This is a genomic window from Streptomyces sp. NPDC006368 (genome assembly GCF_040612535.1).
In the GTDB taxonomy this organism is placed as follows: Bacteria; Actinomycetota; Actinomycetes; order Streptomycetales; family Streptomycetaceae; genus Streptomyces.
This window is the reverse complement of the sequence record NZ_JBEXQK010000016.1, coordinates 1-23,886: the sequence shown is the minus strand read 5'-3', so window position 1 is coordinate 23,886 and position 23,886 is coordinate 1. Positions and strand designations below refer to the sequence as shown.

The window sequence follows — 23,886 nt, the reverse complement described above, 5'->3', positions numbered from 1 at the left end:
GGCCCATCAGAAGAGGAAGTAACGCTGGGCCATGGGAAGTTCGGCGGCGGGGGCCGGGTCGACCGGCTCGCCGTCGATCGTCACCGTGAAGGTGTCGGAGTCGACCTCGACCCGCGGCAGGGCGTCGTTCTCCCGCATGTCCGCCTTGGTGACGCCCCGGGTGCTGGTGATCGGCACGAACCGTTTGCCGAGGCCGAGGCGCTCCGGCAGGCCGTCGTCGAGGGCGGTCCGGGTGACGAAGTTGAGCGAGTTGGCGGCCGGTGCCGTGCCGAGCGCGCCGAACATCGGGCGGGGCATGACCGGCTGCGGTGTGGGGATGGACGCGTTGGCGTCGCCCATCTGCGCGTACGCGATCTGGCCGCCCTTGATCACGGTCTGCGGTTTGACGCCGAAGAAGGCCGGCTCCCACAGCACCAGGTCGGCGAGCTTGCCCGGCTCGACGGAGCCGATCTCGCGGTCGAGGCCCTGCGCGACGGCCGGGTTGATCGTGTACTTGGCGACATAGCGGCGGGCGCGGTGGTTGTCGGCGCGGCCGTCGCCCGGCAGCGCTCCCCGGCGCCTCTTCATCACGTGCGCGGTCTGCCAGGTCCGCAGCACGACCTCGCCGACGCGGCCCATGGCCTGGGAGTCGGAGGAGATGATCGAGATGGCGCCCAGGTCGTGCAGGATGTCCTCGGCCGCGATGGTCGAGGGCCGGATGCGCGACTCGGCGAAGGCGAGGTCCTCGGGGACGGCCGGGTTGAGATGGTGGCAGACCATCAGCATGTCGAGGTGCTCGTCGAGGGTGTTGACGGTGTGCGGCCGGGTGGGGTTGGTGGAGCTGGGCAGGACGTACGGCTCCGAGACCACGGTGATGATGTCGGGCGCGTGCCCGCCGCCCGCGCCTTCGGTGTGGTACGCGTGGATGGTGCGGCCCGCGATGGCGGCGAGTGTGTCGCCGACGAACCCGGCCTCGTTGAGCGTGTCCGTGTGGATGGCGAGCTGGGCGCCGGTCTCGTCGCAGACGCGCAGACAGGCGTCGATGACGGCAGGGGTCGCGCCCCAGTCCTCATGGATCTTGAACCCGAGGGCGCCGCCGCGCAGTTGGGAGCGCATGGCCTCGTCCGACATCGTGTTGCCCTTGCCGAGCAGTCCGATGTTGACGGGGTACGTCTCCAGCGCCTCGAACATCCGGGCGAGGTGCCAGGGGCCGGGCGTGATGGTGGTGGCCTTGGTGCCCTCGGCGGGCCCGGTGCCTCCGCCGACGAGGGTGGTGATGCCGGAGGTGAGCGCCTGCTCGACGACGGTCGGCGAGATGAAGTGGATGTGCGCGTCGATGGCGCCGGCCGTGACGATCTTGCCGTTGCCGGCGATGACCTCCGTTTCGGGGCCGATGACGAGGTCGGGGTGGACGCCGTCCATGGTGTCCGGGTTGCCGGCCTTGCCGATGCCGGTGATCCGGCCGTCGCGGATGCCGACGTCCGCCTTGACGATGCCCCAGTGGTCGATGATGACGGCACCGGTGATGACGGTGTCCGGCGCTCCCTCGGCACGGGTCGTGCGGGACTGTCCCATCGACTCGCGGATCACCTTGCCGCCGCCGAAGACCGCTTCGTCGCCCGCGCGTCCGGGGCCGCCGCAGCGGTCCTCCTCGATCTCGACGAGCAGGTCGGTGTCGGCGAGCCGGATGCGGTCGCCGGTGGTGGGGCCGAACAGGTCGGCGTACACAGCCCTGTCGAGCTCAGGCATCGAGGGCACCTCCGGTCCGTCCGCGCAGGCCGGGCACGACACGCAGCCCGGCGAGCGGTACGAGTTCGACGTCGACGGGGATGCCGGGCTCGAAGCGCACGGCGGTGCCAGCGGCGATGTGGAGCCGCAGGCCGTGGGCGGCCGAACGGTCGAACTCCAGGCCCGGGTTGGCCTCGGCGAAGTGGTAGTGGGAGCCGACCTGGACGGGCCGGTCGGCGGCGTTGAGCACGGTGAGGCGGGTGACGGGGCGGCCCTCGTTGAGGGGGACGGGCTCGTCGGCGTACAGGATCTCTCCGGGGATCATCCGCGCGCCCCCCGTCAGACGATCGGGTCGTGGACGGTGACGAGTTTGGTGCCGTCCGGGAAGGTGGCCTCCACCTGGACGTCGTGGATCATCTCGGGGATGCCGTCCATGACGTCGTCGCGGCTGAGGACCTTACGGCCGGACGCCATGAGCTCGGCGACGGTGCGGCCGTCCCGGGCGCCCTCCAGGATGTGCGAGGTGATGAGGGCGACGGCCTCGGGGTGGTTGAGCCGCACCCCGCGTGCCCTGCGCTTCTCCGCCACGTCCGCGGCCACATGGATGAGCAGTCGCTCCTGCTCGTGCGGGCTCAGTTGCACGCTTCACCTCACTGTCTCCTGCCCGGCGCGATCCCCGGGCGCAGCGGGACCCTATCCGGCTTCAACACTCTGTTGACCTGCGGGAACGAGTGTGACGGAGAGATATTTCAATCTCGGGCAGAAGTTTTTCCGGGAGGTTAACCGGCTCTTTGCCCGGCCATGGTCCCGACGGCCGGCCGCCGGGCACCCGCGCGCACGGGTCGTACACGACGCGCTCCCGGCGACCGTGGCGGACGGTGGCCGGGCGGGTGCGGGCGGACGGTGGCCGGGGATACGTGCGGGCGGACGGTGGCCGGGCGGGTGCGGGCGGGGCCGGAGTGCTCAGGGGGCGGCGGCGGGAGGGGGCGGGGTCCACCGCTTGGTGCGGGCGGCGGTGGACGCGACCCCGTAATCCTCCTTGAGCTCCTCGGGGATGGCGTAGTGCATGACGCGTCCCCGGGTGAGGGAGCTCAGTTCGAGCCGGGTGGTCAGGTGACCCAGCCGGTCCAGGGCCCAGGCGCCCAGGGGTGAGCGGTCCTCAATGGTCTCCAGGACCGCGAGCAGGGTGGGCGCGGCTTTGACGGCCGTGTCCCAGGGGCCGCGGGGAACACGGAGCCAGTCGGCGCAGGTGTCGCCGATGAGATAGCGGATCAGGGCGCCGACGACCGGGTCGAAGAAGGTCCCGGGGACGACTTCCTCGTACAGATCGATCAGCTGGCGGGTCAGGTGCGCGCCCTCTTCGGACGGGCCCATGTGCCGGGTCATGTACAGGTCGGAGAAGTCCCGGGCACTGTCGAGGTCCTGGGGGACGTGGGCCTGGTCGACGCCGAGCATGGCGCCGACGACCCGCCAGGCGTAGTAGTACGCCTGCGCTCCTTCGGTGCTCATGTGGATGCCCAGGCGGTGCAGGGCGTCCAGGACCTGCAGCGAGAACATCATCTGCCCGCCGATCATGTCCTCCTGGCAGATCGGGGTGCCGAGGTTCTCGGTGTCCCAGCGGCCCGCGCGACGGAGGTGGCGGCGGATGGAGGCGTGGAGGAGCCGTACCTTCTGGGCGGCGGGGATGAAGCGGCTGCCGGCCTCGAAGGCGTCCGGCTGCATGAGGTAGACGGTGAACTGGCCGGTCTCCGCCATCCGTTTGGAGGGGTAGTTCAGGGAGTGGGTCGCGCTGAGGAGCTTCGCGACGTGCGGCACGACGTAGCAGGCGGGCATGGACGCGAAGGACAGGGCGGTGGAGATGTGGACGTTGTTGTCGATGAAGAACAGCCGGGCTCGTTCCATCTCCTCCCAGTCGACCCAGCTGGGCGGATGACTGGTGGCGTGCAGATACTCCCGGGCCACCTCCGGCAGTCCGTCGGGCAGCGGGGCTCCGGCGGTGGAGACGTAGCGCATGAGGGTGTTGAACGTGCCGACCTCCCCGCGTTCGAAGAGCGTGTCGACGGTGGCGTCGGCGAGCTCGTCGCCGGCCTGCCGCAGGGCGTCCATGGACGCTTCGGTGTACACGGTCACAACTCCTGAGGGGGTTCAGTGCCGGCGGGTGGTCGCGGTGCCGGCCAGGGCGGTCAGCGCGCGGACGGCGGCGTCCGGCATGCCGGTCTGCTCCAGGGCGCGGGTGGCTCTCTCCACGCGCTCGTCGATCATCCGCTCGATGCGGGCGGGCGCTCCGGTGCGGTGCATGATGTCCCGCACGCGTTCGAGGTCGGCCGGCGGGAGGTGAGGGCGGCCCAGCACCCGGGTCAGGTCGGCGCGTTCGGTTTCCGTGGCCGCGTGCCATGTCTCGGCCAGCAGGGCGGTGGGGCGGTGCGTGGCGATGTCGTCGCCGTTGGCCTTGCCCGTGCGCGCCGGGTCGCCGAACACGCCCAGCAGGTCGTCCCGCAGCTGGAAGGCCTCGCCGAGCGGCAGGCCGTACTCCGTGAGCGCCTCGCGCAGGTCGGCCGGGGCTCCGGCCAGGGTGGCCCCCAGGTGCAGGGGGTGCTCGACGGTGTACTTGGCCGTCTTGTAGCGGATGACCTTCAGCGAGCCGGCCGTGTCGGGGAGGCCGCCGGTGCGCAGGATCTCCAGGCACTCCCCGGCCACGAGCTCGCGGGCCAGCACCGCCCACAGCGGGCGGGCCCGCGACAGGTAGGCCGCCGGCAGGCCGCTGTCCGTGAACAGCCGGCCGGCCAGCGACATCAGCAGATCGCCCACCAGCATCGCCAGGCCGCAGGCCGCCGCCTTCGGCAGCGGGCGGCCGGGTACGGCGTCGCGCAGGGCCACGTGGCTGCTGGGCAAGCCGTGCCGGAGGGGTGACTGGTCGATGAGGTCGTCGTGGACGACGGCCGCGGCATGGACGAGTTCCATCGCTGCGGCGGCTCTGACCAGCGCGTCGCTGTCGGGTTGGCCCGCTGCCCGCCACCCCCAGTAGCAGAACGCCGCCCGCAGCCGCTTCCCGTGCGCGACGGCGACCTCCAGTTGCTCGGCCACCGGCGCCAGCTCGGCGTCGATGGCCACGAGCTGGTCCGCCTCGTGCCGGACGAAGGGCTGGAGGACCCGGTCGACCCGGATCCTGAACGCGGCCTGCCCGTGGTCCTCAGCCACCGGTGGCGCCGCCCCTGCGGGCGGCGACGCGCCGGGCCAGCAGCTCCATATGCGCCGGGGGGACGGGGGCACAGCGGTCCAGGGCCAGCCGGCCGCGGGCCTTGAGCTCCTGCCGGCCCTCCCCCGCCAGCTCGGCGACATCGGCGCGGCGCAGCAGTCCGCGCAGTCCGCCCAGGGCGGTGGTGAGGCCGGTGACCGCCAGATCGGCGACACCGGCCGCCAGGAGCACCGCGTCGTTCTCGATCGCGCGAGCGCGGTCCGTCGGAGGTGTCACGCCATCCCTTTCGTCGACTTCCTGAAGGATGCCGACCTCCGCATGGCGTCGCGGTGCGAATCACCTTTCGAGTGATCCATGGGACGGATTCCGGCGGCTCGGGCCGGAGGGTGTTACGGGAGCGGCCGACCGGGCACTCCCCGGGCGGGCCGGGCGTGGTGACCCCGGCAAGGCGGGCCGGGCTCCCCGCCGCGGCAGCGGGGCCGCGGGCGGGGTGTCACGCGCCGGGTCGGCCCGCTCCCGGAGGGCTGTGCGGAGGGCGGTGTTCCGCGGTGAGCCCGAAGCGGGGGCGTTCGCCGGGAGCTGAGCGGAGCGGGTGCGTCGTGGAGACCGAGCCGGCCGCGCCACCCTCCGTCCGCTCCGGCTCGGCTTCGCGTCGTCGCAGGTCATCCGCCGGCACCGGGGCCACGAGGGGCTTGCCGTGCCGGGTCACCACGAAGTGAGCGGTGCTGCCGCCCGAACCGCCGCCGCGGCCGGTGCCGACCCGCGCCGAGGGCCGATTCATCCCCGGCCACCTCGAAGCGGTGGACCTGCCGGGCCGGATCAACCCGGCGCGCCTCGAACGCACGTGCAGCGCCCTGCGCGCCGCGCGGGCGCTGGTCGGGCGCCCGACGGCGCCGCGGGACGCCCTGACGGCCAGGCACGAACGGGGTGGAGCGAGGCGCACGCCCCGACGCCGGCGCGTGCGCTGCCCGTCCTTGACGGGCAGCGCGGGGCCCGGGCGGGTGACGCTCCCTCAGGAGCGCGTCGGGTGAGGGAGTTGGGCCCTTCACGGATGGGTGCAGGGGTACGAGTCGCGCCCCCTCGTTCGGCGTACGCAAAAGAGGGAATTCCGTACGGGACGAGTTGCGCGTGAGCTGTACTCATCTGGCGGAACATCACCTTCCGCCGCTGGTACGGGGATCATCATTCGGGCGCCGTGTCGCGCCAAAACGCCCCTGTCCACTCGAATGGATCAGTCGTGAGGAGCCTCACATAAGGCCGTTTCGGCTCGGAATTTCACCGTGTCATGGGTCAAGATCCCTGTCGACGACAAGCCCCCGCCACCGCGGCGGGGCGGTCCGGGCGGACGCCGAGTCCTGCCGCCGTCCGGATAACTGGTCGACATGAGTGGATCGGCAGGAGTGGAGGACCCGAGCAGTACGGAGTGACCGCCCACGGTCGCTCCTTGGGGTGAAGCCGCGTCAGCGGCCGGGCAACTTCGCCAGCCCGAACCCGACAGGTCATCCTTCATAGGCGGCTGACGAAGGGTTGCGCCATGACCGCGCAGATTCATGTCCCGTCTCTGCTGTCCCGGGCCGGTGCCGTATCGGCACTCACCCTCGCCGCCGTCGGCGGCACGATGCTGGCGCCCGGCGCCGTATCGGATGCCGAGGCAGCGCCCGCCTACGCCGCCAAGGCGCTGAACGTGGCCGCCTCCAAGAAGGGTGCGCCCTACAAGTACGGAGCGACGGGCCCGTCCCGGTTCGACTGCTCCGGCCTCACGCTCTACTCGTACAAGCAGGCCGGCAAGACGCTGCCGCGCACCGCGCAGCAGCAGTACAACAAGACCCGCCACATCTCCGCGTCGAGCCGGACCAAGGGTGACCTGGTGTTCTTCCACTCCGGCGGAAGCGTGTACCACGTGGGGATCTACGCCGGCGGCAACAAGATCTGGCACTCGCCGAAGACCGGCTCGGTGGTCAAGCTGGACCGGATCTGGACGAAGTCCGTCTACTACGGACGCGTGCGCTGACGCCTCGCGCACGATCCGCGGTACGGGGGCCGGCGTCCGGAGACGTTCGGCGGCGCGCCCCTGTACCGCGCGCGTCGCCCGCTGCCGGGGGTGCGGGGGCGCTCAGCCCCCCGCCACCGGCGCGACGAGCAGCGTCACCCCCAGTACCGCGAGCCCCCCGCCGGTGACGCCCTGGACGGTCCTGGCGGTACGGGGCCGGCGCAGCCACCGGCCGAGCCGGTCCACCAGCAGGGCGACCGCCGGGAACCAGATCAGCGCGAGCACGACCACGATCGAGGCGAGGAGCAGGGTCCGCGGCAGGACGGCCACGCCGTCCGGCACGAACTGCGGCAGCAGGCTCAGGAAGAGCACCGGAGCCTTGGGGTTCAGGACATTGGTGAGAAAGCCCTGCCGCAGGCTCTCTCCGGCGCGGAGGGCCGACTGCTCCTCGTGCGCCCCGTCCACGCCGGGGCCGGAGGGCTTGAGCGCGCCCCGCAGCGCCTGTACGCCCAGGTAGAGGACGTACGCGCCACCCGCGATCTGGAGCGTCCGGTAGAGGACCGGCACCGCGACGAGCACCGCGGCCAGCCCGGCGACGGCGAGCGCGGTATGGACGACGAGACCGCCGGCCACCCCGACGGCGCAGGCGACACCGGCACGGCGGGAGGCCAGAGCGCTGCGTACGACCACCGTGAAGTCGGCGCCCGGCATGGCGATCATGCCGGCGGCCACCCCGAGGAAAGCGATGAGCTGTGCGTCCATCCCCCCAGCCTGCCGCGCCCAAGCCATTAGCCTGTACTTGGAATCTTGAAGGACCGCCTAAAGAAACGCTTAATGCACGTCGCGGTGCGCAGGCGACGCCGCGGCGGTCGGGGCCGACGGGCGGCGACGGGCGGCGACGGAGGGTGGGCGCCCGCCACCGGAGGCTTCCGGCCGGGAGGGGCCCGGGAAGGGGCCCCGCGAGGGTGAGCTAGTTCTGGACGGTGACCGTGGTCCAGGGCAGGGCGATCCAGACGGTTTTGCCGCCCTCCCGGGTCGGGGTGACGGTGAGCCGGCCGCCGCGCTCGGCGGTGAGCCAGCGGATGATGACCATGCCGCGGCCGTTGTCCTGCTGTACGGCGGCGGGCAGCCGCTGCGGCCAGCGCGGGTGGCTGTCGGTGACGCCGATGCGGAGCTGCTCGTCGCGCTCCAGCCGGAGGTCCACCGTGAAGGTGGGCGACTGCCCGAAGGTGTGCTGAACGGCGTTGGTGGCGAGCTCGGAGACGATCAGCCGTACGGTGTCCGCCGTGTCCGTGTCACCGGGCAGGCCCCATTCGCTGAGGACGTCCGCCACATATCTGCGGGCGGCGGAGACCGAGACGGGATCGCTCGGCAGAGTGACGGATGCTTCCTGATGGTCTGCCATGGCGAGGCTGTCCCTTTCCCACCGGGGCCGGACTCCGGACGAGGAGCGGATGTTGCGAGGACGGCCCCGGATTGCGCTTCGCGCCAGACTGCCACTTATGTCGGCCCTGGTGGTGCCGATCCCCCAAGATCTGCATATATCTGTCGCTCGAAGCGGTGAACTCTGCTACGCGAGCACGGATTCGCGCGGCAAACTGGCGGGTTGGTCCCAGGTGCGGAGGAACGGGTGGGCGGGAGGGAAACGGTCATGCGGGGTACGCGGCACGGCCCGGCCGTGCGCCGTCGCAAACTGGGCGAGGAGCTGCGCGGGCTGCGCCTGAGTGCGGGACTCACCAGCCGGGAGGCCGCGCGGCTCGTCGGCTGGCACCAGTCGAAGGTCAGCCGGATCGAGACGGGGGCGAGCGGGGTGACGGGCGCGGACGTGTCGCGGCTCCTCGACGCCTACGGCGTGCGCGACCCGCGGTCGCGCGCGCTGCTGGAGGCCCTGTCCGGTGCGGCGGCGGACGGCGGCGGCACGGGGTGGTGGCACGCGTACCGGGGCGTACTGCCGCCGCAGTACCGCGACTTCATCAGTCTGGAGTCGCAGGCGTGCACGGCGCGCACGCTGGAGACATCGGTGGTGCCGGGGTTGTTGCAGACACCCGACTACGCGCGGGCGGTGACGCGGGCGGCGCTGGAAGGGCTGCCGGCGGTCACGGTCGACTCGCTGGTGGAGGTGCGGATCGCCCGTCAGGAGGTGCTGCGCGGTGATCCGCCGCTGCGGCTGGAGGCGGTGCTGGACGAGGCGGTGCTGCGGCGGCAGGTGGGCGGCCCGGGGGTGATGCGGGAGCAGTTGCGGCGGCTGGTGGAGCTGGCGGCGCTGCCCCAGGTGCGTCTTCAGGTGCTGCCGTTCACGGTGGGCGAGTACGTCGGACTCTCCGGCCCTTTCGTTATTTTCTCCTTTCCGAACATCTCTGATCTGGATGTGGTTGTTCTCGACCACTTGACGAGTAGCCTCTATCTCGAACGCATGGAAGACCTCGAGGCGTACTGCGCCGCGTTCCGCACCATGCAGGCGCACGCCCTGACGCCCGAGGAGTCGTCGGAACTCATCGCCGGGATCGGTGACGGCGCGTAGGGAGAGGCACCCCACATGTCTGCTTACCTCGCACACCACAACAGCCTGCGCTGGGTGCGCAGCAGCCGCAGCGTCGGCATGAACAACTGCGTGGAGGCCGCCCGCCTCGACGCGGGCCGGCTCGCCGTACGGGACTCGAAGAACACGGCCAGGCCGCCGCTGCGGTTCTCCGCGACGGCCTGGTCCTCCTTCGTATCGGCGCTGCGGGAGGAGGAGACGCTCAGCTGACCCGCGGGGCGGTGCGCAGGATCGTGGCGACCGCCGTATCGATCTGACCTGCCGTCAGATCGGCGCGGGCGGTCAGCCGCAGGCGCGAGATGCCGTCCGGCACCGACGGCGGCCGGAAGCAGCCGACCGCGAGCCCCTCGGCACGGCAGTCGGCGGCCCACCGCACCGCCTGCTCGGGTGAGGGGGCGCGTACGGAGACGACGGCGGCGTCCGGCCGCACGGCGGTCAGGCCCGCGGTCGTGAGCCGTCCGTGCAGGGTGGCCGCGACCGTACGCGCCCGGCCGGCCAGGCCCGGCTCGTCCCGCAGCAGCCGCAGGCTCGCCAGCGCCGCGCCCGCCGCGGCCGGGGCGAGGCCGGTGTCGAAGATGAAGGTGCGGGCGGCGTTGACCAGGTGGTCGATGACCCGCGCCGGGCCGAGGACCGCTCCGCCCTGGCTGCCCAGGGACTTGGAGAGGGTGAGCGTGGCGACGACGTCCGCGCCGCCCGCGAGCCCCGCCGCGTGCAGCGCGCCGCGCCCGCCCTCGCCCAGCACGCCGAGGCCGTGCGCGTCGTCGACGACCAGCGCCGCGCCGTGCGCACGGCAGGCGGCGGCGAGCGCGGGCAGCGGGGCCGCGTCGCCGTCCACCGAGAACACCGAGTCGGTGACGGCCAGGGCCCGCCGGCCCGGGTGGGCGTCGAGGGTCTTGGCGACGGCGTCGGGGTCGGCGTGCGGGACGACCGCGGTCTCGGCGCGGGAGAGCCGGCAGCCGTCGACGATGGAGGCGTGGTTGCCCGCGTCCGAGACGATGAGCGATCCGGGGGCGCTCAGCGCGGTCAGGGCGGCGAGGTTGGCGGCGTAGCCGGAGGAGAAGACCAGCGCGGCTTCGAAGCCGCAGAAGTCGGCGAGCTCCCGCTCCAGCTCGGTGTGCAGCTCGGTGGTGCCCGTGACCAGCCGCGAGCCGGTCGCGCCCGCGCCCCAGCGGCGGGCGGCCTCGGCAGCCGCCGCGGTGATGGCCGGATGGCGGGTGAGGCCGAGGTAGTCGTTGCTCGCGAGGTCCAGCGGCTCCGCCTCGGCGGAGCGCGGGCGGAGCGTGCGGACCAGACCGGCGTCCGCGCGGCGGCGCGCCTCGGCGTCGGTCCAGTCGAAGGTCGCGTGGTACGGGGCCTTGGGCATGGGTCGGGTCCCTTTTGTAGGCAACGCACAGACCCTAACCGGGGTCGGCTCTGGTCAGAGTGTGGTCATCCACACACCGCTCAGTGACTGTCTTGTGCGGTTCCTCCTTGGCCAGCGGGTGCGCGGTAGGACAGGATCGCGCCATGGACCTGTTGAACACGCTGGTGGACAAGGGGCTTCGGCGTGAGCTGCCGACCCGCGAAGAAGCGCTCGCCGTGCTGGCGACCTCCGACGACGAGTTGCTGGATGTGGTGGCGGCGGCGGGCAAGGTGCGCCGTCACTGGTTCGGGCGCCGGGTGAAACTCAACTACCTGGTCAACCTGAAGTCGGGGCTGTGCCCGGAGGACTGCTCGTACTGCTCCCAGCGGCTCGGCTCGAAGGCCGAGATCCTCAAGTACACCTGGCTGAAGCCGGAGGAGGCGTCGAAGGCCGCCGCCGCGGGTGTCGCGGGCGGTGCCAAGCGGGTCTGCCTGGTCGCCAGCGGTCGCGGTCCCACGGACCGGGACGTCGACCGGGTCTCGAAGACCATCGCGGCGATCAAGGAGGAGAACGAGGGCGTCGAGGTGTGCGCCTGTCTCGGCCTGCTGTCGGACGGGCAGGCGGAGCGCCTGCGGACCGCCGGGGCCGACGCGTACAACCACAACCTCAATACGTCCGAGGGGACGTACGGGGACATCACGACCACGCACACGTACGCGGACCGGGTGGACACCGTGCAGAAGGCCCACGCCGCGGGCCTGTCGGCCTGCTCCGGTCTGATCGCGGGCATGGGTGAGAGCGACGAGGACCTGGTCGACGTGGTCTTCGCGCTGCGCGAGCTCGACCCCGACTCGGTGCCGGTGAACTTCCTCATCCCGTTCGAGGGGACGCCGCTCGCCAAGGAGTGGAACCTGACGCCGCAGCGCGCGCTGCGCATCCTGGCCATGGTGCGGTTCGTCTGCCCGGACGTGGAGGTCCGGCTGGCGGGCGGGCGCGAGGTGCACCTGCGGACGCTGCAGCCGCTGGCCCTGCACCTCGCCAACTCGATCTTCCTGGGCGACTACCTGACCAGTGAGGGCCAGGCCGGCAAGGCGGACCTGGAGATGATCGCGGACGCCGGTTTCGAGGTGGAGGGCGCGGACACGACGACCCTGCCCGAGCACCGGGCGGACGCGTCCTGCGGAACGGGCGGCGGCTGCGGTTCCGGCTCCGTGTGCTCCTCGGACCGGCCGGCGACCGAGGCCGTGGCCGGCGCTCCGGCGGAGGTGGCGGCAGCGGTTCCGGCCGAGGTCGCGGCAGCCGTTCCGGGCGCCGCGCGTACGGACCTGGTGGCGGTACGCCGCCGGGGCGCCGGCACGGACCTCGCGCCCAATGCCTGAGCCGCTCTCCACCGGCGAGCTCCTCGCCCTGGACCGGGCCCACGTCTGGCATCCCTACGGCCCCATGCCGGGCCGTACGGACCCGCTCGTCGTGGAGTCCGCCTCCGGGGTACGGCTCCGGCTCGCCGAAGAGGTGCACGGTCGGCGTGAGTTGGTCGACGGCATGTCGTCCTGGTGGTCGGCGGTCCACGGCTACAACCACCCGGTGCTCAACGAGGCGGTGCGCGGCCAGCTCGACCGGATGAGCCATGTGATGTTCGGCGGGCTCACCCATGAGCCCGCCGTGCGGCTGGCCGCCAAGCTGGTCGAGATCACGCCGGAACCGCTGCGGCACGTCTTCCTCTCCGACTCCGGCTCGGTCTCCGTCGAGGTCGCCGTGAAGATGTGCCTGCAGTACTGGCGCTCGGTCGGCCGCCCCGCCAAGCAGCGGCTGCTGACGTGGCGCGGTGGCTACCACGGCGACACCTGGCAACCGATGTCGGTGTGCGACCCGCGGGGCGGGATGCACGAACTGTGGTCCGGCACGCTGCCGCGTCAGGTCTTCGCCGACGCGCCGCCGACCGCCTACGAGGACGCGTACGCCGACGGGCTCAGGGAGCTGATCGGGCGGCACGCGGACGAGCTGGCCGCGGTGATCGTGGAACCGGTGGTGCAGGGCGCCGGCGGGATGCGCTTCCACCACCCGGCCTACCTGCGGGTGCTGCGGGAGGCGTGCGACGAGCACGACGTCCTGCTCGTCTTCGACGAGATCGCGACCGGTTTCGGACGCACGGGCACGCTCTTCGCCACGGAGCACGCGCGCGTGGAACCGGATTTCTCACCGGACGTGATGTGCCTGGGCAAGGCGCTGACGGGCGGCTATCTGTCGCTGGCGGCGACGCTGTGCACCGCGCGCGTGGCGGACGGTATCTCGCGGGGCGAGGTGCCGGTGCTGGCGCACGGGCCGACGTTCATGGGCAACCCGCTGGCGTCGGCGGTGGCCTGCGCCTCGATCGACCTGCTGCTGGGCCAGGACTGGGCGCGGGAGGTCAAGCGGGTCGAGTCGGGACTCGTCGAGGGACTGGCCCCGGCCGCTGAGCTGGAGGGCGTGCGGGACGTACGTGTGCTCGGCGCCATCGGCGTCGTGCAGCTGGACCATCCGGTCGACATCGCGGCCGCGACGGCGGCGGCGGTGCGCGAAGGGGTGTGGCTGCGGCCGTTCCGGGACCTGCTGTACGTGATGCCGCCGTACGTCACGAGCGACGACGACGTGGCACGGATCTGCCGCGGGGTGCGCGCGGCCGCTGTGGAGGGCTGAGATGACGGTACTGGTGGTGAGCGGTACGGGGACGGAGATCGGCAAGACCGTCGTCACGGCCGCCGTGGCCGCGGTGGCCCGGGCGGCGGGACGGTCGGTGGCCGTGCTGAAGCCCGCGCAGACCGGGGTCGCTCCCGGCGAGGTGGGCGACGCGGACGAGGTCGTACGGCTCGCCGGCGAGGGCGTCACGCCCGTCGAACTGGCGCGCTTCCCCGAGCCCCTGGCGCCGGCGACGGCCGCGCGGCGGGCGGGGATGGCGCCCGTGGGGCCCGACGAGGTCGCCCGGGCCGCGCGGAAACTGGCCGACGACCACGACCTGGTCCTGGTCGAGGGCGCGGGCGGGCTGCTCGTGCGGTACGACGAGGAGGGCGGCACGCTCGCGGACGCGGCCCGGCTGCTGGAGGCTCCGGTGCTCGTCGTGGCCCCCGCCGGGCTGGGCACGCTCAACATGGTGACGCTCACCGCCGAGGCGCTGCGGGCGCGCGGGCTGGCCCAGTTGGGCGTGGTCGTCGGCAGCTGGCCGGACGCGCCGGGGCTCGCGGAGCGCTGCAACGTGACCGACCTGCCGGAGGTGGCCGGGGCGCCGCTCCTGGGAGCGGTACCGGTGGGCGCGGGCGAACTGCCGGCGGCCGATTTCCGTGCGCGCGCCGGACGGTGGCTGGCGCCCGAGCTGGGCGGTACGTGGGATGCGGAGGTGTTCGCCGCGGCCGTACGCTCGTGACCATGCGTGCCGTTGTGAGCGAGATCGTGTTCGACTGCGCCGACCCGGCGGCGCTGGCCCGGTTCTGGGCCGCGCTGCTGGGCGGCGAACCGGTGGACCGAAGCCCGGACTGGTCGTACGTCGACCCTCCGGGCTTCGTACGGGTCGCCTTCCAGCGGGTGCCGGAGGGCAAGGCGGTCAAGAACCGGCTCCACCTGGACCTGGAGGCCGGTGACGTCGACACCGCCGCGGCCGGGGCGGTTCGGCTCGGGGCGGTGCGGGTCGACGACATCGTGACGGACGACCACGGCCGCTTCCAGGTGCTGCGGGACCCGGAGGGCAACGAGTTCTGCTTCGTGGGCGGCTGACGGGGGACAATCCCGGTGAACTGCACCCCCTCTCGGAGGAGGTCCGCGATGCGGGACGCCGTCCATCATCCCCTTTTCGCCCGCTTCTACGCCCGGGTCAGCGTGGCCGCCGAGACGAAGGGCGGGTTCGCCGCGTACCGGGACGAGCTGCTGGCCGGGCTGTCCGGCCGGGTCATCGAGATCGGCGCCGGCAACGGGCTGAACTTCGCCCACTACCCGGGTGCGGTGTCGGAGGTCGTCGCGATCGAACCCGAGCGGCGGCTGCGGCGGTCGGCGGTGAGCGCGGCCCTGCGCGCCGACGTCCCGGTGGACGTGGTGCCGGGGGTGGCCGAGGCCCTGCCGGTCAAGAGCGAGGCGTTCGACGCGGCGGTGGCGTCCCTGGTGCTGTGCACCGTACGGGACCTCCCGCGGGCGCTCGCGGAGCTGCGGCGGGTGCTGCGGCCGGGCGGTGAACTGCGGTTCTTCGAGCACGGGGTGGCGCGGGACCGGGCGATGGCGACGGTGCAGCGGGGGCTGGACCGCACGGTGTGGCCGATGCTGTTCGGAGGGTGCCATACGGCACGGGATCCGCTGGGCGCGATCGAGGCGGCGGGTTTCGAGCTGGTCACCCACCGGAGGTTCCGCGTCCCGGAGCGAGGTCCCCGGCTGCCGTCCTCGCCGTGCGTCCTGGGGGTGGCCCGATTGCCGTGAGGTTCACCCGTGAGGTGCACTGTGAGGTTGACTGCGAGGTTCGCGTTAGGGTGACCGTGTGTCTCATGAGCAGGAGCAGCTGTTCGCCGCGGTCGACGCGTTGCTGGAGCAGGCCGCGGCGCTGCCCGCCCCGCCCGAGCGCCGACGTCTGCGCGAGGCCGCGGGGCTGAGCCAGGAGCAGGTCGCGAAGGCGCTGGCGGTACGCCGGGAGACGATCACGGCCTGGGAGACGGGCCGCACGGACCCCCGCCCTCCGAAGCGCGCGGCGTACGCCCGCCTCCTGTCGGCCCTCGCCGCCCGCCACCCGGCCACGGACGCGGGTACGCAGGCGTCGGCGCCGCCACCGCCGGCCGTACCGGCGCCCCCGGAGCCCCCGGCACGCCCCGGCGCCCGGACACCCGCCGCCGTGCCCTCGCCGTCGCCGTCGGCCGTACCGGCGACGGGCATCCCGCCACGCGCCGATGCCCCCGTGCCGTCACCCGTACCACCGGCAACTGCCGTACCGGCGCACCCCGGCGCCCCGGCGCCGCAACCGTCCGAAGCCACGCCCCCGTCGGTGACGGCCGCCGGGCCGCGGGGGCGAGGTGGGGCAGGTACGGCGCGGCGAGGGGCCGCGCAGGACGCGGACCGCGCGGGCGACGCGCGCTACGCGCACGGAGCGCTCGCCGTGCTCGACGGGGACGGGAACGCGTACTGCGCGGGGGGCCTCGTCCTCGACTGTCCGGCCAAGGACGTCGCGTCGCTCGTCGAGTGGGCCCTGACGGAGGCGCGGCTCGGTGCGGTACGACTGCACCGCAACGGGCAGGACGCCGACCCGCTCGTCGTGCTGACCGAGGCGGCCACCGTGCGGCTCGGGCTGCCCGCCGAGCTGGCGGACCGGCGCGGGCTTCGGCTGCCCGACGACCACCCCGTGGTGCGCCGCCTCGCGAAGGCCCGGTGGCGGCTGACGCGCCGCGGGTTCGGGCCGTGGGCGAGGATCTACCGCCCGGCCGAAGCCGGCCGGCGCCGGTGCGTGCAGCTCGCGGTCCTGCCGTGGGGCGCCCTCGACACGCGCGCGTGGGGCGACGCCGCCGCGCTCCCCCCGGCGGAGCTCGCCGAGGCGCTCGGCACGTACGCCGCCCGCGTCATCACCCCGCGCGGCTCCACCGCCGTCTGCGGGCTGGAGTTGATGACGGCGCTGCGCCCGCCGACCCGCGCGGTTCGGGACGAGGAGACCGGCGCCTGGGTGTCGGCGCCGGTGCCCGGCTCGCTGACCACCCCGGTCGATCCGGCGCCGCCTGAGGCACCGGACGAGCATCCGGTCGTCGCCGCGCTCCACCCGCGCGGGCACCGGCGCACGCCCGACGAGGTGCTCGACGAGGAGGCGTACGACTGGATCCGCGACCCGGAGTCGCTCACCGACGACGAGTGCGCGAAGCCGTACGCCGTCGGCATCGACGTCAACATGGCGTTCGCGGCGGCCGCGAACCGCCTCACGGTGGGACTGGGCGCCGCCGTGCACGTCACGTCGCCCGTCTTCGACAGGAGGACGCCGGGTTCGTGGCTGGTGGACCTGTCGGGCGTCGAGGTCGACCCGCGCCTGCCGAACCCGTTCACCCCGCACGGCGCCCGGCCCGACGGACCGGCCTGGTACGCCACGCCGACGGTCGCGTACGCGGTGGAGCTCGGCCACGACGTGGCACCGGTCGAGGCGTACCTGCGGCCGGAGAGCGGGGCGTACCTGGACGCCTGGTACGCGCGGCTGCGCGACGCCTACATGGCGACCATGGAGCGGCTCGGCGTGCGCGCCGGGATGCCCGAGCCGGAGTTCCTGGCCGCGATGGAGGCGATCGAACGGCACAAGGTGGAGGACCCGGGTCAGGCCGCCGTCCTGTCGGCCGTCAAGGCGACCGTCAAGGGCGGCATCGGCAAGCTCCGCGAGCGTCCCCAGGGCGCCGGTTACCGCCCCGGCGAACGGTGGCCCGCGCTCGAACGCCCCACCTGGCGCCCGGACATCCGCGCCGCCGTCATCTCGGCCGCCCGGATCAACATGCACCGCAAGATGCTGCGCCTCGCCGAAGGGGCGGGCCTGTTCCCGATCGCCGTGCTGTCCGACTGCGCCGTGTACCTGTCGGACGGTCCCGGTCCACTGGACTTCCTGCCGCGCACGGCCGATGGCAAGCCGCTGCCGGGCGGGTTCCGGCTCGGGGTGTCCCCGGGCATGGTCAAGCACGAGGGCACCCAGTCCCTGATGTGGGCGGTGCGGATGCTGGACGAGGGGCACAATCCGGCACGACACATCAAGGGCACCGATGCCGCGGCGGGCGGGGAGTAGGGGCGCGCGATGGGCATTCTGGGCGAGAGCCTCGACAGGGCGGCGGAGCACACCTTCACCCGGCCGATCCCGAAGTCGGCGGGCGCGCAGGTCAGATTCCTGGTCAAGAGCGAGAAGGGCTCCACGCGCGCGGTGGCGCGGCGTCTGGGCGTATCGCAGCGGACGGTGGAGCGTTACGTCACGGGCCGGATCCGGACGCCCCGTCCGGAGCTCGCCGCCCGGCTCGTGGCCGAGGTGCGCAAGAGCTGGCAGCCGCGCGTACGGCGGCGGGCGCGGGAGGCGGCGGCGACGACCGGAGGGATCGTGATCGAGACGCGGGCCCGGTTCGGGTTCACCGCGGCGCCCGGCTCGACCGACGACAGCCGTCTGCGGCTGATCACCCAGCATCTGCCGCCCGCCTACGCGGCCCGTCTCTTCGACGCGCGGAGTGCGGGTGCGAGCGAGCGGGACCTGCGGGAGATCGCGGCCGAGGGCCTTCAGGAGCAGTACTTCAAGGACCACGGTCGCCGGGCGGCGGGCCTCCGGGTCGAGTTCACCGACATCGACTACGTCGAGCTCGATTACTAGGGGGTCCAGGACCACTCGGTGGGCTCGGCATCAGTCTGCCCTGCGCGCAACGACCCTCGAACTGGGGGCTTCCTGCGGTGTGTGGTCACACAACTACCCAGGTCAGGATCAGCGCGGTTGGCGGAAAGATCATCGTGACCAGGTGGCTGAACAAGGTCCGAGTCATGCACAGCACGGAGGACAGCATCAGCCCGCCCGCGAGCCAGTAACCGAAGATCTGGGCCGCGAGGCGCTGAGCGGCGATTTCCTCCTCACGGGTGGTGGCCTCGAAGATCACGCCGACCGTCATCAGGAAGAGTGCGCCGCTCAGCAGCAGGTTCCCAATACCGACGATGACCGCGACCGGCTTGTCTGCCTGGCGTGTTCGTCGTCTCCAAAGCCGTATGGCGCTCATGGGGAAGGGACCCTATCCGAGGGTCCACCGACGACGGTTGACCCAGCTCCTCATGGTCGGCACAGAGACGGTCTGACTCGACGGCCCGCCTCCACCAGTCGCGACGACGCCGGGTGACGTGGTGGCCGCGGCCAAGTGAAGTACCCAATGGCCAACTGGGACACTCGGTCACAGCTCACGTGCGCGACCGGCTCCGCCACCGCGACGCACGGGGGTACCGGCTCCGCCGGGTTGACCGGTCGTCCACGATGCGTCCGGCCGGCCCCGAGGTCCCGCGTCGCACCGGGGCCCACCTCACCCGCGCCGCTGTCACCCCCTGTGCACCGCTGCCGGACCTGGGGCCGAGCGGCGCCGACCCGCTCGGCGGGATCGATGTGGCGCGGGTTGCTTCGGAGCGCGACGGCGCGCGCCGCGCGCAGCGCCTCCTCGACCTGGGCGCTCGCGTCCGTGGCGGGCTCCCCCGGGAGGCCGTCGCCGGCGGGGCGGGGCAGGGCGAGGCACCTCGGACTTCCATCGGGCGTGGCGTCCGGGCCCGGCGATCGCGCGGGTGCGCTCGTCCTCGTCCGGGACGCGCCCGCTTGGCCGGGGGCGGTCTTGCCCGTGCCCTCGGTCCCGCACCCCGTCGGCAGCGGTGTCACACCAGGGGCGGAGAGGACGACGAGGACGCCTGGGCGTCGCGTGGAGAGCTTCCGGCGCGGCATGGGCTCCGCTCCGTGGTCAGGACCGACGGCCGTCCTCGGCCGCCTCATGACGGCGTACCGCGCCCCGGCCCCCTCCCGGGTACGCGAGTACGCGCACTCCCACCCACGGCCGCCCCACGCGCCCGGTCACCGCTTGTCGGGCTTGGCGGGCTTGTCGGGCTTGTCCAGCTCGTCGGCGAATGCCCGCAGCGCGTCGGCGAGTTCCCGCTTGGTGGGCAGTTCGTCGACCTTCTTGTTCAACTCGTCGATGCGCCGGCTCAGGTCGTCGAGGTCCGGCGGGGTGCTCGGGTTCGGGTCGTCGGGCACCGGGTCCGGCGGCGGCGTGTAGGTGGGCGAGGGGTTCGTGGGCACCGGAGTCGGACTCGGGGTATCCCCGCCTCCGGTGGTACCGCCGTCGGTCGTACCGCCGTCGGTTCCGCCCGTCAGGGTGCCGGTCGAGCCCTCGCTGCTCGCGCCCTCGACGTCCCCTCCCCCGCCGTCACCTCCCTCGGTGACCCCGACCGTGCCTCCGTCCGCCCCCGTGGACTCCGAGACGGGCGTGGTCGCCGGCTCCTCGTCGGCACCGGCCGCGAGGGCACCCCCGACACTGAGGGCGACGATGGCCGCCGAACCCGCGACGGCCGTGGCGATGCGTCTGGTGCGTACGTTGCGTATGGATGTCATGTACCGCAAGCTATCCTGCTGTTGGGCCGGACGGGGGCTTTCCGCCCATCACGCGTACGCACGTGCGACAGGAGTCACAGACTCCACTGCCGCAGCTCCGCCGCGATCTCCCGGACGTCCGCCTCGCCCTCCTTGACCAGACGCGCGAGGTCCCGCACCTGCTCGGGCGAGGTGACCACCTTCAGACCGCAAGCGACGAGGAAGCCGTACGCGACGGCCGAGGCGAACATCGCGTTGGAGTGCTCCAGCGCCGGTACGCGCAGCAGCAGTTGGAGCAGCGCGGCGGCCCGCGCGTGCGGGTCGGCGTACACGGACGTGCCGAAGATCTCGGCGTCGTGCCGTGCGACGGCCGCGACGAGGGCGCCCCAGTCGGTGACCTGGGGGTCCCCGGGCGTCTTGTGCTCGGCGATCATGAGGAGCCAGGACAGGTCGATCGAGAGGCTCATACGGGACGAGCGCCCTCCGCGACGGCCCGCCTCCCGGTCACGGCCGGACGCGCCGTCACCGCTTGCCCTTCGCCTCGCGGGTGTCCTCGGCCCGGTCCGCGCCGAACTCCTCGGCGAAGACCGACGCGTACTGCTTCATGAAGTCGGCCGCCGCCTCCACGAAGGTGCGCCCCACCTCGCCCGCGTCCTGCTGGACGAGCTCCTCGATGTACCGGTTCACGCTGACGCCCCGCTGCTGCGCCCGACGGCGGGCGGCCTCGGCGGTGGTCTCGTCCACGCGAACGTTCAACTGGGTCTTGGCCACACCTCACGCTAGCGCGGTGCCGCTAGCACCGGCAAGAGCGCCGCTCGCCCCGGAGCCGTCCAGGCGCTCGTGCGCGCCGGAGCCGCCGCAGGGCGGGTGACCGATGATGGGGCCATGAACGATCTTCGAATACGGGCCGCCGAACCGGCCGATCTCGACACCGTCCTCCCCTTTTGGAAGGTCGCCGCGGAGGGCACCAGCATCAGTGACGACCGTGACGGCGTCGCGCGGCTGCTCGCCCGGGACCCGGAGGCGCTGATCGTCGCGGAGCGGCACGGCGAGCTCGCGGGCACGGTGATCGCCGGCTTCGACGGCTGGCGGTGCCACCTCTACCGGCTCGCGGTCCATCCGGACCACCGGCGCCAGGGCATCGGCGGGGCGCTGCTCGCAGCCGCCGAGGAGCGATTCGTACGACTGGGAGGGCGACGCGGTGACGCGATGGTCCTCGACGGGAACACGCTCGCCCACCACACCTGGCGGGCCGCGGGGTACGCGCCGCAGCCGGAGTGGAGCCGCTGGGTCAAGCCTCTGGAGTAGTGGCACTTTGCCGATCCTTTACCATGGGTGGACTTTCACCACCGCCCGAATCCGACCGAAAGGTGTGAGCGTCCGCCCATGGGCGAGCCTCCCAGTACGCGACATCGCGCATTCCTCCGCTTCCTGCCCGATCATGGAACGGAGGTGAACCGATGACCGAAGTGCTTCTGCTCGTCGTGGCGCTGCTCCTCTCCCTGGCCTGCGGGGCGTTCGTCGCGGCCGAGTTCTCCCTCACGACCGTCGAGCGCAGCGAACTCGAACAGGCCGCCGAGCGGGGTGAGCGCGGCGCGGCCGGCGCTCTCAAGGCCGTGCGGTCCCTCACCTTCCAGCTCTCCGGCGCGCAGCTGGGCATCACCGTCACCAACCTGATCGTCGGCATGCTCTCGGAGCCGTCGATCTCCAAGCTCATCCGGGGGCCGATCCAGGACATCGGGCTGTCCGCGTCGGTCGCCTCCTCGGTCGCGCTCGTCATCGGTACGGCGCTGTCGACCGTCCTCCTGATGGTCGTCGGCGAACTGGTGCCCAAGAACTGGGCGATCTCCTCCCCGCTCGCCGTCGCCAAGGTCGTCGCGACCCCGCAGCGGATCTTCAGCGCCGCGTTCAGGCCGCTGATCGGGCACCTCAACAACACCGCCAACCGGCTCGTGCGCCGGATCGGCCTGGAGCCCGCCGAGGAGCTGGCCTCCGCGCGCAGTCCGCAGGAGCTGGTCGCCCTGGCCCGGCACTCCGCCAGGGCGGGCGCGCTGGAGGCCGACACGGCCGAGCTGTTCGTCCGCACCCTCAACCTCGCGGAGCTGACCGCGGAGAACGTGATGACCCCGCGCGTCCAGGTCGTCGCCCTCGACGCGCAGGCGACCGCCGAGGACGTGGCCAACGCCACGCGCGCGACCGGCCTGTCCCGCTTCCCGGTCTACCGCGGCAGCCTCGACTCGGTCATCGGCATCGCCCACATCAAGGACGTCCTCGCCGTTCCCGCCGAGCAGCGACTGCGCAAGGGGCTCTCCGAGATGCTGCGTGAGCCGCTGCTCGTGCCGGAGTCGCTGACCGTGGACCGTCTGCTCGACCGGCTGTCCGGCAAGCACACGATGGCCGTCGTGATCGACGAGTACGGGGGGACGGCCGGTGTCGTGACGCTGGAGGACATCGTGGAGGAGGTCGTCGGCGAGGTGCGCGACGAGCACGACCCGCACGAGACGCCGGACCTGGTGCGGGCGGGCGAGGACGCCGACGGGCGGCTCCTGTGGTCGGCGGACGGCGCCGCCCGTACCGACCACCTGGAGACGATCGGGCTGCGCGTGCCGGAGGGCCCGTACGAAACCCTCGCCGGGCTGATCGCGACCGTCCTCGGCCGGATACCGGTCGTCGGCGACCGCGTCGAGCTGGCGGGCTGGCAGCTCGACGTGGTGGACGCCTCCGGGCGGCGGGCCGCGCGCGTCCTGCTGCACGCGCCCGTGGGCGGAGCGCGGGAGGCCGACGGCCAGGACGTCGACACCCACGGCCATCGCCACGGCCGCGAGGGCGGGCGCTACGAGGCGGGGCGCGACGAGTCAGGGGGCACGGGGACAGGCGGCAGGGGGACAGGGGGCCGGGGCACCGGCCGCCGAGGCAACGGGGAGGCGGGCCGATGATCGCGATTCAGCTGTTGATCGGCTTTCTCACGCTGCTCGTCAACGCCTTCTTCGTCGGCGCGGAGTTCGCCCTGATCTCCGTGCGCCGCAGCCAGATCGAACCGGCGGCGGAGGCGGGCAACCGCCGGGCCCGCAGCGTCATCTGGGGCCTGGAGCACATCTCCGCGCTACTGGCCGCCGCCCAGCTCGGCATCACCCTGTCCACGCTGGTGCTGGGCGTGGTGGCCGAGCCCGCCATCGCCCACCTGCTGGAGCCGGTCTTCGACGCGGTCGGCGTGCCGCACGGGCTGGTGCATCCCATCTCGTTCGTGATCGCGCTCTCGCTGGCCACGTATCTGCACATGCTGCTGGGCGAGATGGTGCCGAAGAACATCGCGCTGGCCGAGCCGACGCGGCTCGCGCTGCTGCTCGGCCCGCCGCTGGTGACGCTGACCCGGGCGCTGCGTCCGGTGATCTTCTCGATCAACGCCTTCGCCAACGCGCTGCTGAAGCTGTTGCGGGTGGAGGTGCGCAACGAGGTGTCCGCGACCTTCTCGGACGACGAGCTGGCGCGGATGGTGACGGACGCGAGCCACGCCGGGTTGCTGGACGAGCGGGCGACCGAACGGCTGCACGACGCCCTGGAGCTGGGACGCCGGCCGGTACGCGATGTCGTGATGCCGGTGGAGCGGGTGGTGTACGCGCGGGTCGGCACCACACCGGCGGAGCTGGAGCGGATGTCGGCCGAGTCCGGGTTCTCGCGCTTCCCGGTGCTCGACGCCACCCGGGGCATCCTCGGCTACCTGCATGTGAAGGACGCGCTCGACGCGGTGCCGCGTGACGTGCCCTTCCCGGTGTCCGCGATGCGGCCGATCGCGCGGGTACGGGCGGCGACGCCCCTCGACGACGTCCTGACGGCGATGCGGCGCAGCCGTACGCACCTGGCGGCGGTCGTGGACGAGGACGGCAAGCCGACCGGCCTCGTCACCATGGAGGACGTCCTGCGCGAACTGGTGGGCCGACCGGCCACGTAGGCCCCGCCCTCACCGTCCCGTCGCCCGGGACCACGCCTCGACGGCCGGCGGGGGCGGGGCGACGACGGAGGCCCCGCCGCCCCCGCGCGGGACCGCCCCCCCGGCGTTTTC

General features: G+C 72.9%; 26 protein-coding genes and 1 riboswitch. Of the genes, 13 read left to right on the top strand and 13 right to left on the bottom strand.

Annotated elements, in window-relative coordinates:
* Positions 1-6 precede the first annotated feature (6 nt).
* The 6 genes from ABZZ38_RS14825 to ABZZ38_RS14800 form a co-directional block, all read right to left on the bottom strand.
* On the bottom strand, positions 7-1,728 hold the full coding sequence (locus tag ABZZ38_RS14825) for an urease subunit alpha (protein ID WP_356739484.1): 1,722 nt from the start codon (positions 1,726-1,728) through the stop codon (positions 7-9).
* Positions 1,721-2,032: an urease subunit beta gene (locus ABZZ38_RS14820; RefSeq protein ID WP_356739482.1), complete on the bottom strand. Its 312-nt coding sequence runs from the start codon at positions 2,030-2,032 to the stop codon at positions 1,721-1,723. The genes ABZZ38_RS14825 and ABZZ38_RS14820 overlap by 8 nt, the downstream gene beginning before the upstream one ends.
* Positions 2,033-2,046: 14 nt before the next feature.
* Complete coding sequence (locus ABZZ38_RS14815) at positions 2,047-2,349, bottom strand: urease subunit gamma (RefSeq protein WP_356739481.1); 303 nt, start codon at positions 2,347-2,349, stop codon at positions 2,047-2,049.
* Positions 2,350-2,670: 321 nt separating this feature from the next.
* Entirely contained in the window at positions 2,671-3,813 is a 1,143-nt protein-coding gene (locus ABZZ38_RS14810) for an oxygenase MpaB family protein (RefSeq protein ID WP_356739641.1), read from the bottom strand.
* A gap of 39 nt (positions 3,814-3,852) precedes the next feature.
* Entirely contained in the window at positions 3,853-4,905 is a 1,053-nt protein-coding gene (locus ABZZ38_RS14805) for a polyprenyl synthetase family protein (protein WP_356739479.1), read from the bottom strand.
* A complete protein-coding gene (locus ABZZ38_RS14800; protein ID WP_356739477.1) occupies positions 4,898-5,179 on the bottom strand; it encodes a polyprenyl synthetase in 282 nt (93 codons plus the stop codon). The genes ABZZ38_RS14805 and ABZZ38_RS14800 overlap by 8 nt, the downstream gene beginning before the upstream one ends.
* Positions 5,180-6,252: 1,073 nt before the next feature.
* Positions 6,253-6,434, top strand: a riboswitch (cyclic di-AMP (ydaO/yuaA leader).
* A 3-nt stretch (positions 6,435-6,437) separates the two neighbouring features.
* On the opposite strand from ABZZ38_RS14800, the gene ABZZ38_RS14795 reads away from it, so the two are divergent.
* Positions 6,438-6,914: a C40 family peptidase gene (locus tag ABZZ38_RS14795; RefSeq protein WP_356739475.1), complete on the top strand. Its 477-nt coding sequence runs from the start codon at positions 6,438-6,440 to the stop codon at positions 6,912-6,914.
* 102 nt (positions 6,915-7,016) lie between these two features.
* On the opposite strand, the gene ABZZ38_RS14790 is transcribed toward ABZZ38_RS14795, so the two are convergent.
* Positions 7,017-7,655 carry a LysE family translocator gene (locus ABZZ38_RS14790; RefSeq protein WP_356739473.1) on the bottom strand — a complete coding sequence of 213 codons (639 nt, stop codon included), beginning with the start codon at positions 7,653-7,655 and terminating at the stop codon, positions 7,017-7,019.
* A 208-nt stretch (positions 7,656-7,863) separates the two neighbouring features.
* Positions 7,864-8,298 (bottom strand): ATP-binding protein, encoded by a 435-nt coding sequence (locus ABZZ38_RS14785; RefSeq protein WP_356739471.1) that lies wholly within the window; start codon positions 8,296-8,298, stop codon positions 7,864-7,866.
* A gap of 246 nt (positions 8,299-8,544) precedes the next feature.
* Between ABZZ38_RS14785 and ABZZ38_RS14780 the strand changes: the two genes are divergently transcribed.
* Together ABZZ38_RS14780 and ABZZ38_RS14775 are read left to right on the top strand one after the other, a co-directional pair.
* The gene (locus ABZZ38_RS14780; protein ID WP_356739469.1) at positions 8,545-9,414 is read left to right on the top strand and encodes a helix-turn-helix transcriptional regulator; all 870 of its coding nucleotides are present in this window, start codon (positions 8,545-8,547) and stop codon (positions 9,412-9,414) included.
* Positions 9,415-9,429: 15 nt separating this feature from the next.
* Positions 9,430-9,642, top strand: a complete 213-nt coding sequence (locus ABZZ38_RS14775) for a DUF397 domain-containing protein (protein ID WP_356739467.1) — start codon at positions 9,430-9,432, stop codon at positions 9,640-9,642.
* On the opposite strand, the gene ABZZ38_RS14770 is transcribed toward ABZZ38_RS14775, so the two are convergent.
* Positions 9,635-10,795 (bottom strand): 8-amino-7-oxononanoate synthase, encoded by a 1,161-nt coding sequence (locus tag ABZZ38_RS14770; RefSeq protein ID WP_356739465.1) that lies wholly within the window; start codon positions 10,793-10,795, stop codon positions 9,635-9,637. The two genes, ABZZ38_RS14775 and ABZZ38_RS14770, sit on opposite strands and share 8 nt — an antisense overlap.
* Before the next feature lie 143 nt (positions 10,796-10,938).
* On the opposite strand from ABZZ38_RS14770, the gene bioB reads away from it, so the two are divergent.
* Genes bioB through ABZZ38_RS14735 form a run of 7 tightly spaced genes read left to right on the top strand, consistent with a single transcriptional unit; the run spans position 10,939 to position 18,089 of the window.
* On the top strand, positions 10,939-12,153 hold the full coding sequence (bioB, locus tag ABZZ38_RS14765) for a biotin synthase BioB (RefSeq protein WP_356739463.1): 1,215 nt from the start codon (positions 10,939-10,941) through the stop codon (positions 12,151-12,153).
* Complete coding sequence (locus ABZZ38_RS14760; RefSeq protein WP_356739461.1) at positions 12,146-13,450, top strand: adenosylmethionine--8-amino-7-oxononanoate transaminase; 1,305 nt, start codon at positions 12,146-12,148, stop codon at positions 13,448-13,450. The genes bioB and ABZZ38_RS14760 overlap by 8 nt, the downstream gene beginning before the upstream one ends.
* A 1-nt stretch (position 13,451) precedes the next feature.
* Entirely contained in the window at positions 13,452-14,171 is a 720-nt protein-coding gene (bioD, locus tag ABZZ38_RS14755) for a dethiobiotin synthase (RefSeq protein WP_356739459.1), read from the top strand.
* A gap of 2 nt (positions 14,172-14,173) precedes the next feature.
* Positions 14,174-14,518, top strand: coding sequence for a VOC family protein (locus tag ABZZ38_RS14750; protein WP_356739457.1), 345 nt, complete (start codon positions 14,174-14,176; stop codon positions 14,516-14,518).
* Between the two features lie 48 nt (positions 14,519-14,566).
* On the top strand, positions 14,567-15,208 hold the full coding sequence (locus tag ABZZ38_RS14745; RefSeq protein WP_356739455.1) for a class I SAM-dependent methyltransferase: 642 nt from the start codon (positions 14,567-14,569) through the stop codon (positions 15,206-15,208).
* 58 nt (positions 15,209-15,266) lie between these two features.
* The gene (locus ABZZ38_RS14740) at positions 15,267-17,522 is read left to right on the top strand and encodes a helix-turn-helix domain-containing protein (RefSeq protein ID WP_356739453.1); all 2,256 of its coding nucleotides are present in this window, start codon (positions 15,267-15,269) and stop codon (positions 17,520-17,522) included.
* 9 nt (positions 17,523-17,531) lie between these two features.
* Entirely contained in the window at positions 17,532-18,089 is a 558-nt protein-coding gene (locus ABZZ38_RS14735) for a helix-turn-helix transcriptional regulator (protein WP_356739451.1), read from the top strand.
* A gap of 85 nt (positions 18,090-18,174) precedes the next feature.
* On the opposite strand, the gene ABZZ38_RS14730 is transcribed toward ABZZ38_RS14735, so the two are convergent.
* The 4 genes from ABZZ38_RS14730 to ABZZ38_RS14715 form a co-directional block, all read right to left on the bottom strand.
* A complete protein-coding gene (locus tag ABZZ38_RS14730) occupies positions 18,175-18,483 on the bottom strand; it encodes a hypothetical protein (protein ID WP_356739449.1) in 309 nt (102 codons plus the stop codon).
* 827 nt (positions 18,484-19,310) lie between these two features.
* Complete coding sequence (locus ABZZ38_RS14725; RefSeq protein WP_356739447.1) at positions 19,311-19,847, bottom strand: hypothetical protein; 537 nt, start codon at positions 19,845-19,847, stop codon at positions 19,311-19,313.
* A gap of 74 nt (positions 19,848-19,921) precedes the next feature.
* Positions 19,922-20,293 carry a fic family toxin-antitoxin system, toxin component gene (locus ABZZ38_RS14720; protein WP_356739445.1) on the bottom strand — a complete coding sequence of 124 codons (372 nt, stop codon included), beginning with the start codon at positions 20,291-20,293 and terminating at the stop codon, positions 19,922-19,924.
* Positions 20,294-20,348: 55 nt separating this feature from the next.
* Entirely contained in the window at positions 20,349-20,597 is a 249-nt protein-coding gene (locus ABZZ38_RS14715) for a toxin-antitoxin system HicB family antitoxin (protein ID WP_356739443.1), read from the bottom strand.
* A 114-nt stretch (positions 20,598-20,711) separates the two neighbouring features.
* On the opposite strand from ABZZ38_RS14715, the gene ABZZ38_RS14710 reads away from it, so the two are divergent.
* The 3 genes from ABZZ38_RS14710 to ABZZ38_RS14700 all read left to right on the top strand — a co-directional run bounded on the left by ABZZ38_RS14710 (position 20,712) and on the right by ABZZ38_RS14700 (position 23,775).
* On the top strand, positions 20,712-21,134 hold the full coding sequence (locus ABZZ38_RS14710) for a GNAT family N-acetyltransferase (protein WP_356739441.1): 423 nt from the start codon (positions 20,712-20,714) through the stop codon (positions 21,132-21,134).
* A gap of 152 nt (positions 21,135-21,286) precedes the next feature.
* Entirely contained in the window at positions 21,287-22,762 is a 1,476-nt protein-coding gene (locus ABZZ38_RS14705; RefSeq protein ID WP_356739439.1) for a hemolysin family protein, read from the top strand.
* Positions 22,759-23,775 (top strand): hemolysin family protein, encoded by a 1,017-nt coding sequence (locus ABZZ38_RS14700; protein ID WP_356739437.1) that lies wholly within the window; start codon positions 22,759-22,761, stop codon positions 23,773-23,775. Before ABZZ38_RS14705 ends, ABZZ38_RS14700 begins: the two co-directional genes overlap by 4 nt.
* Positions 23,776-23,886 lie beyond the last annotated feature (111 nt).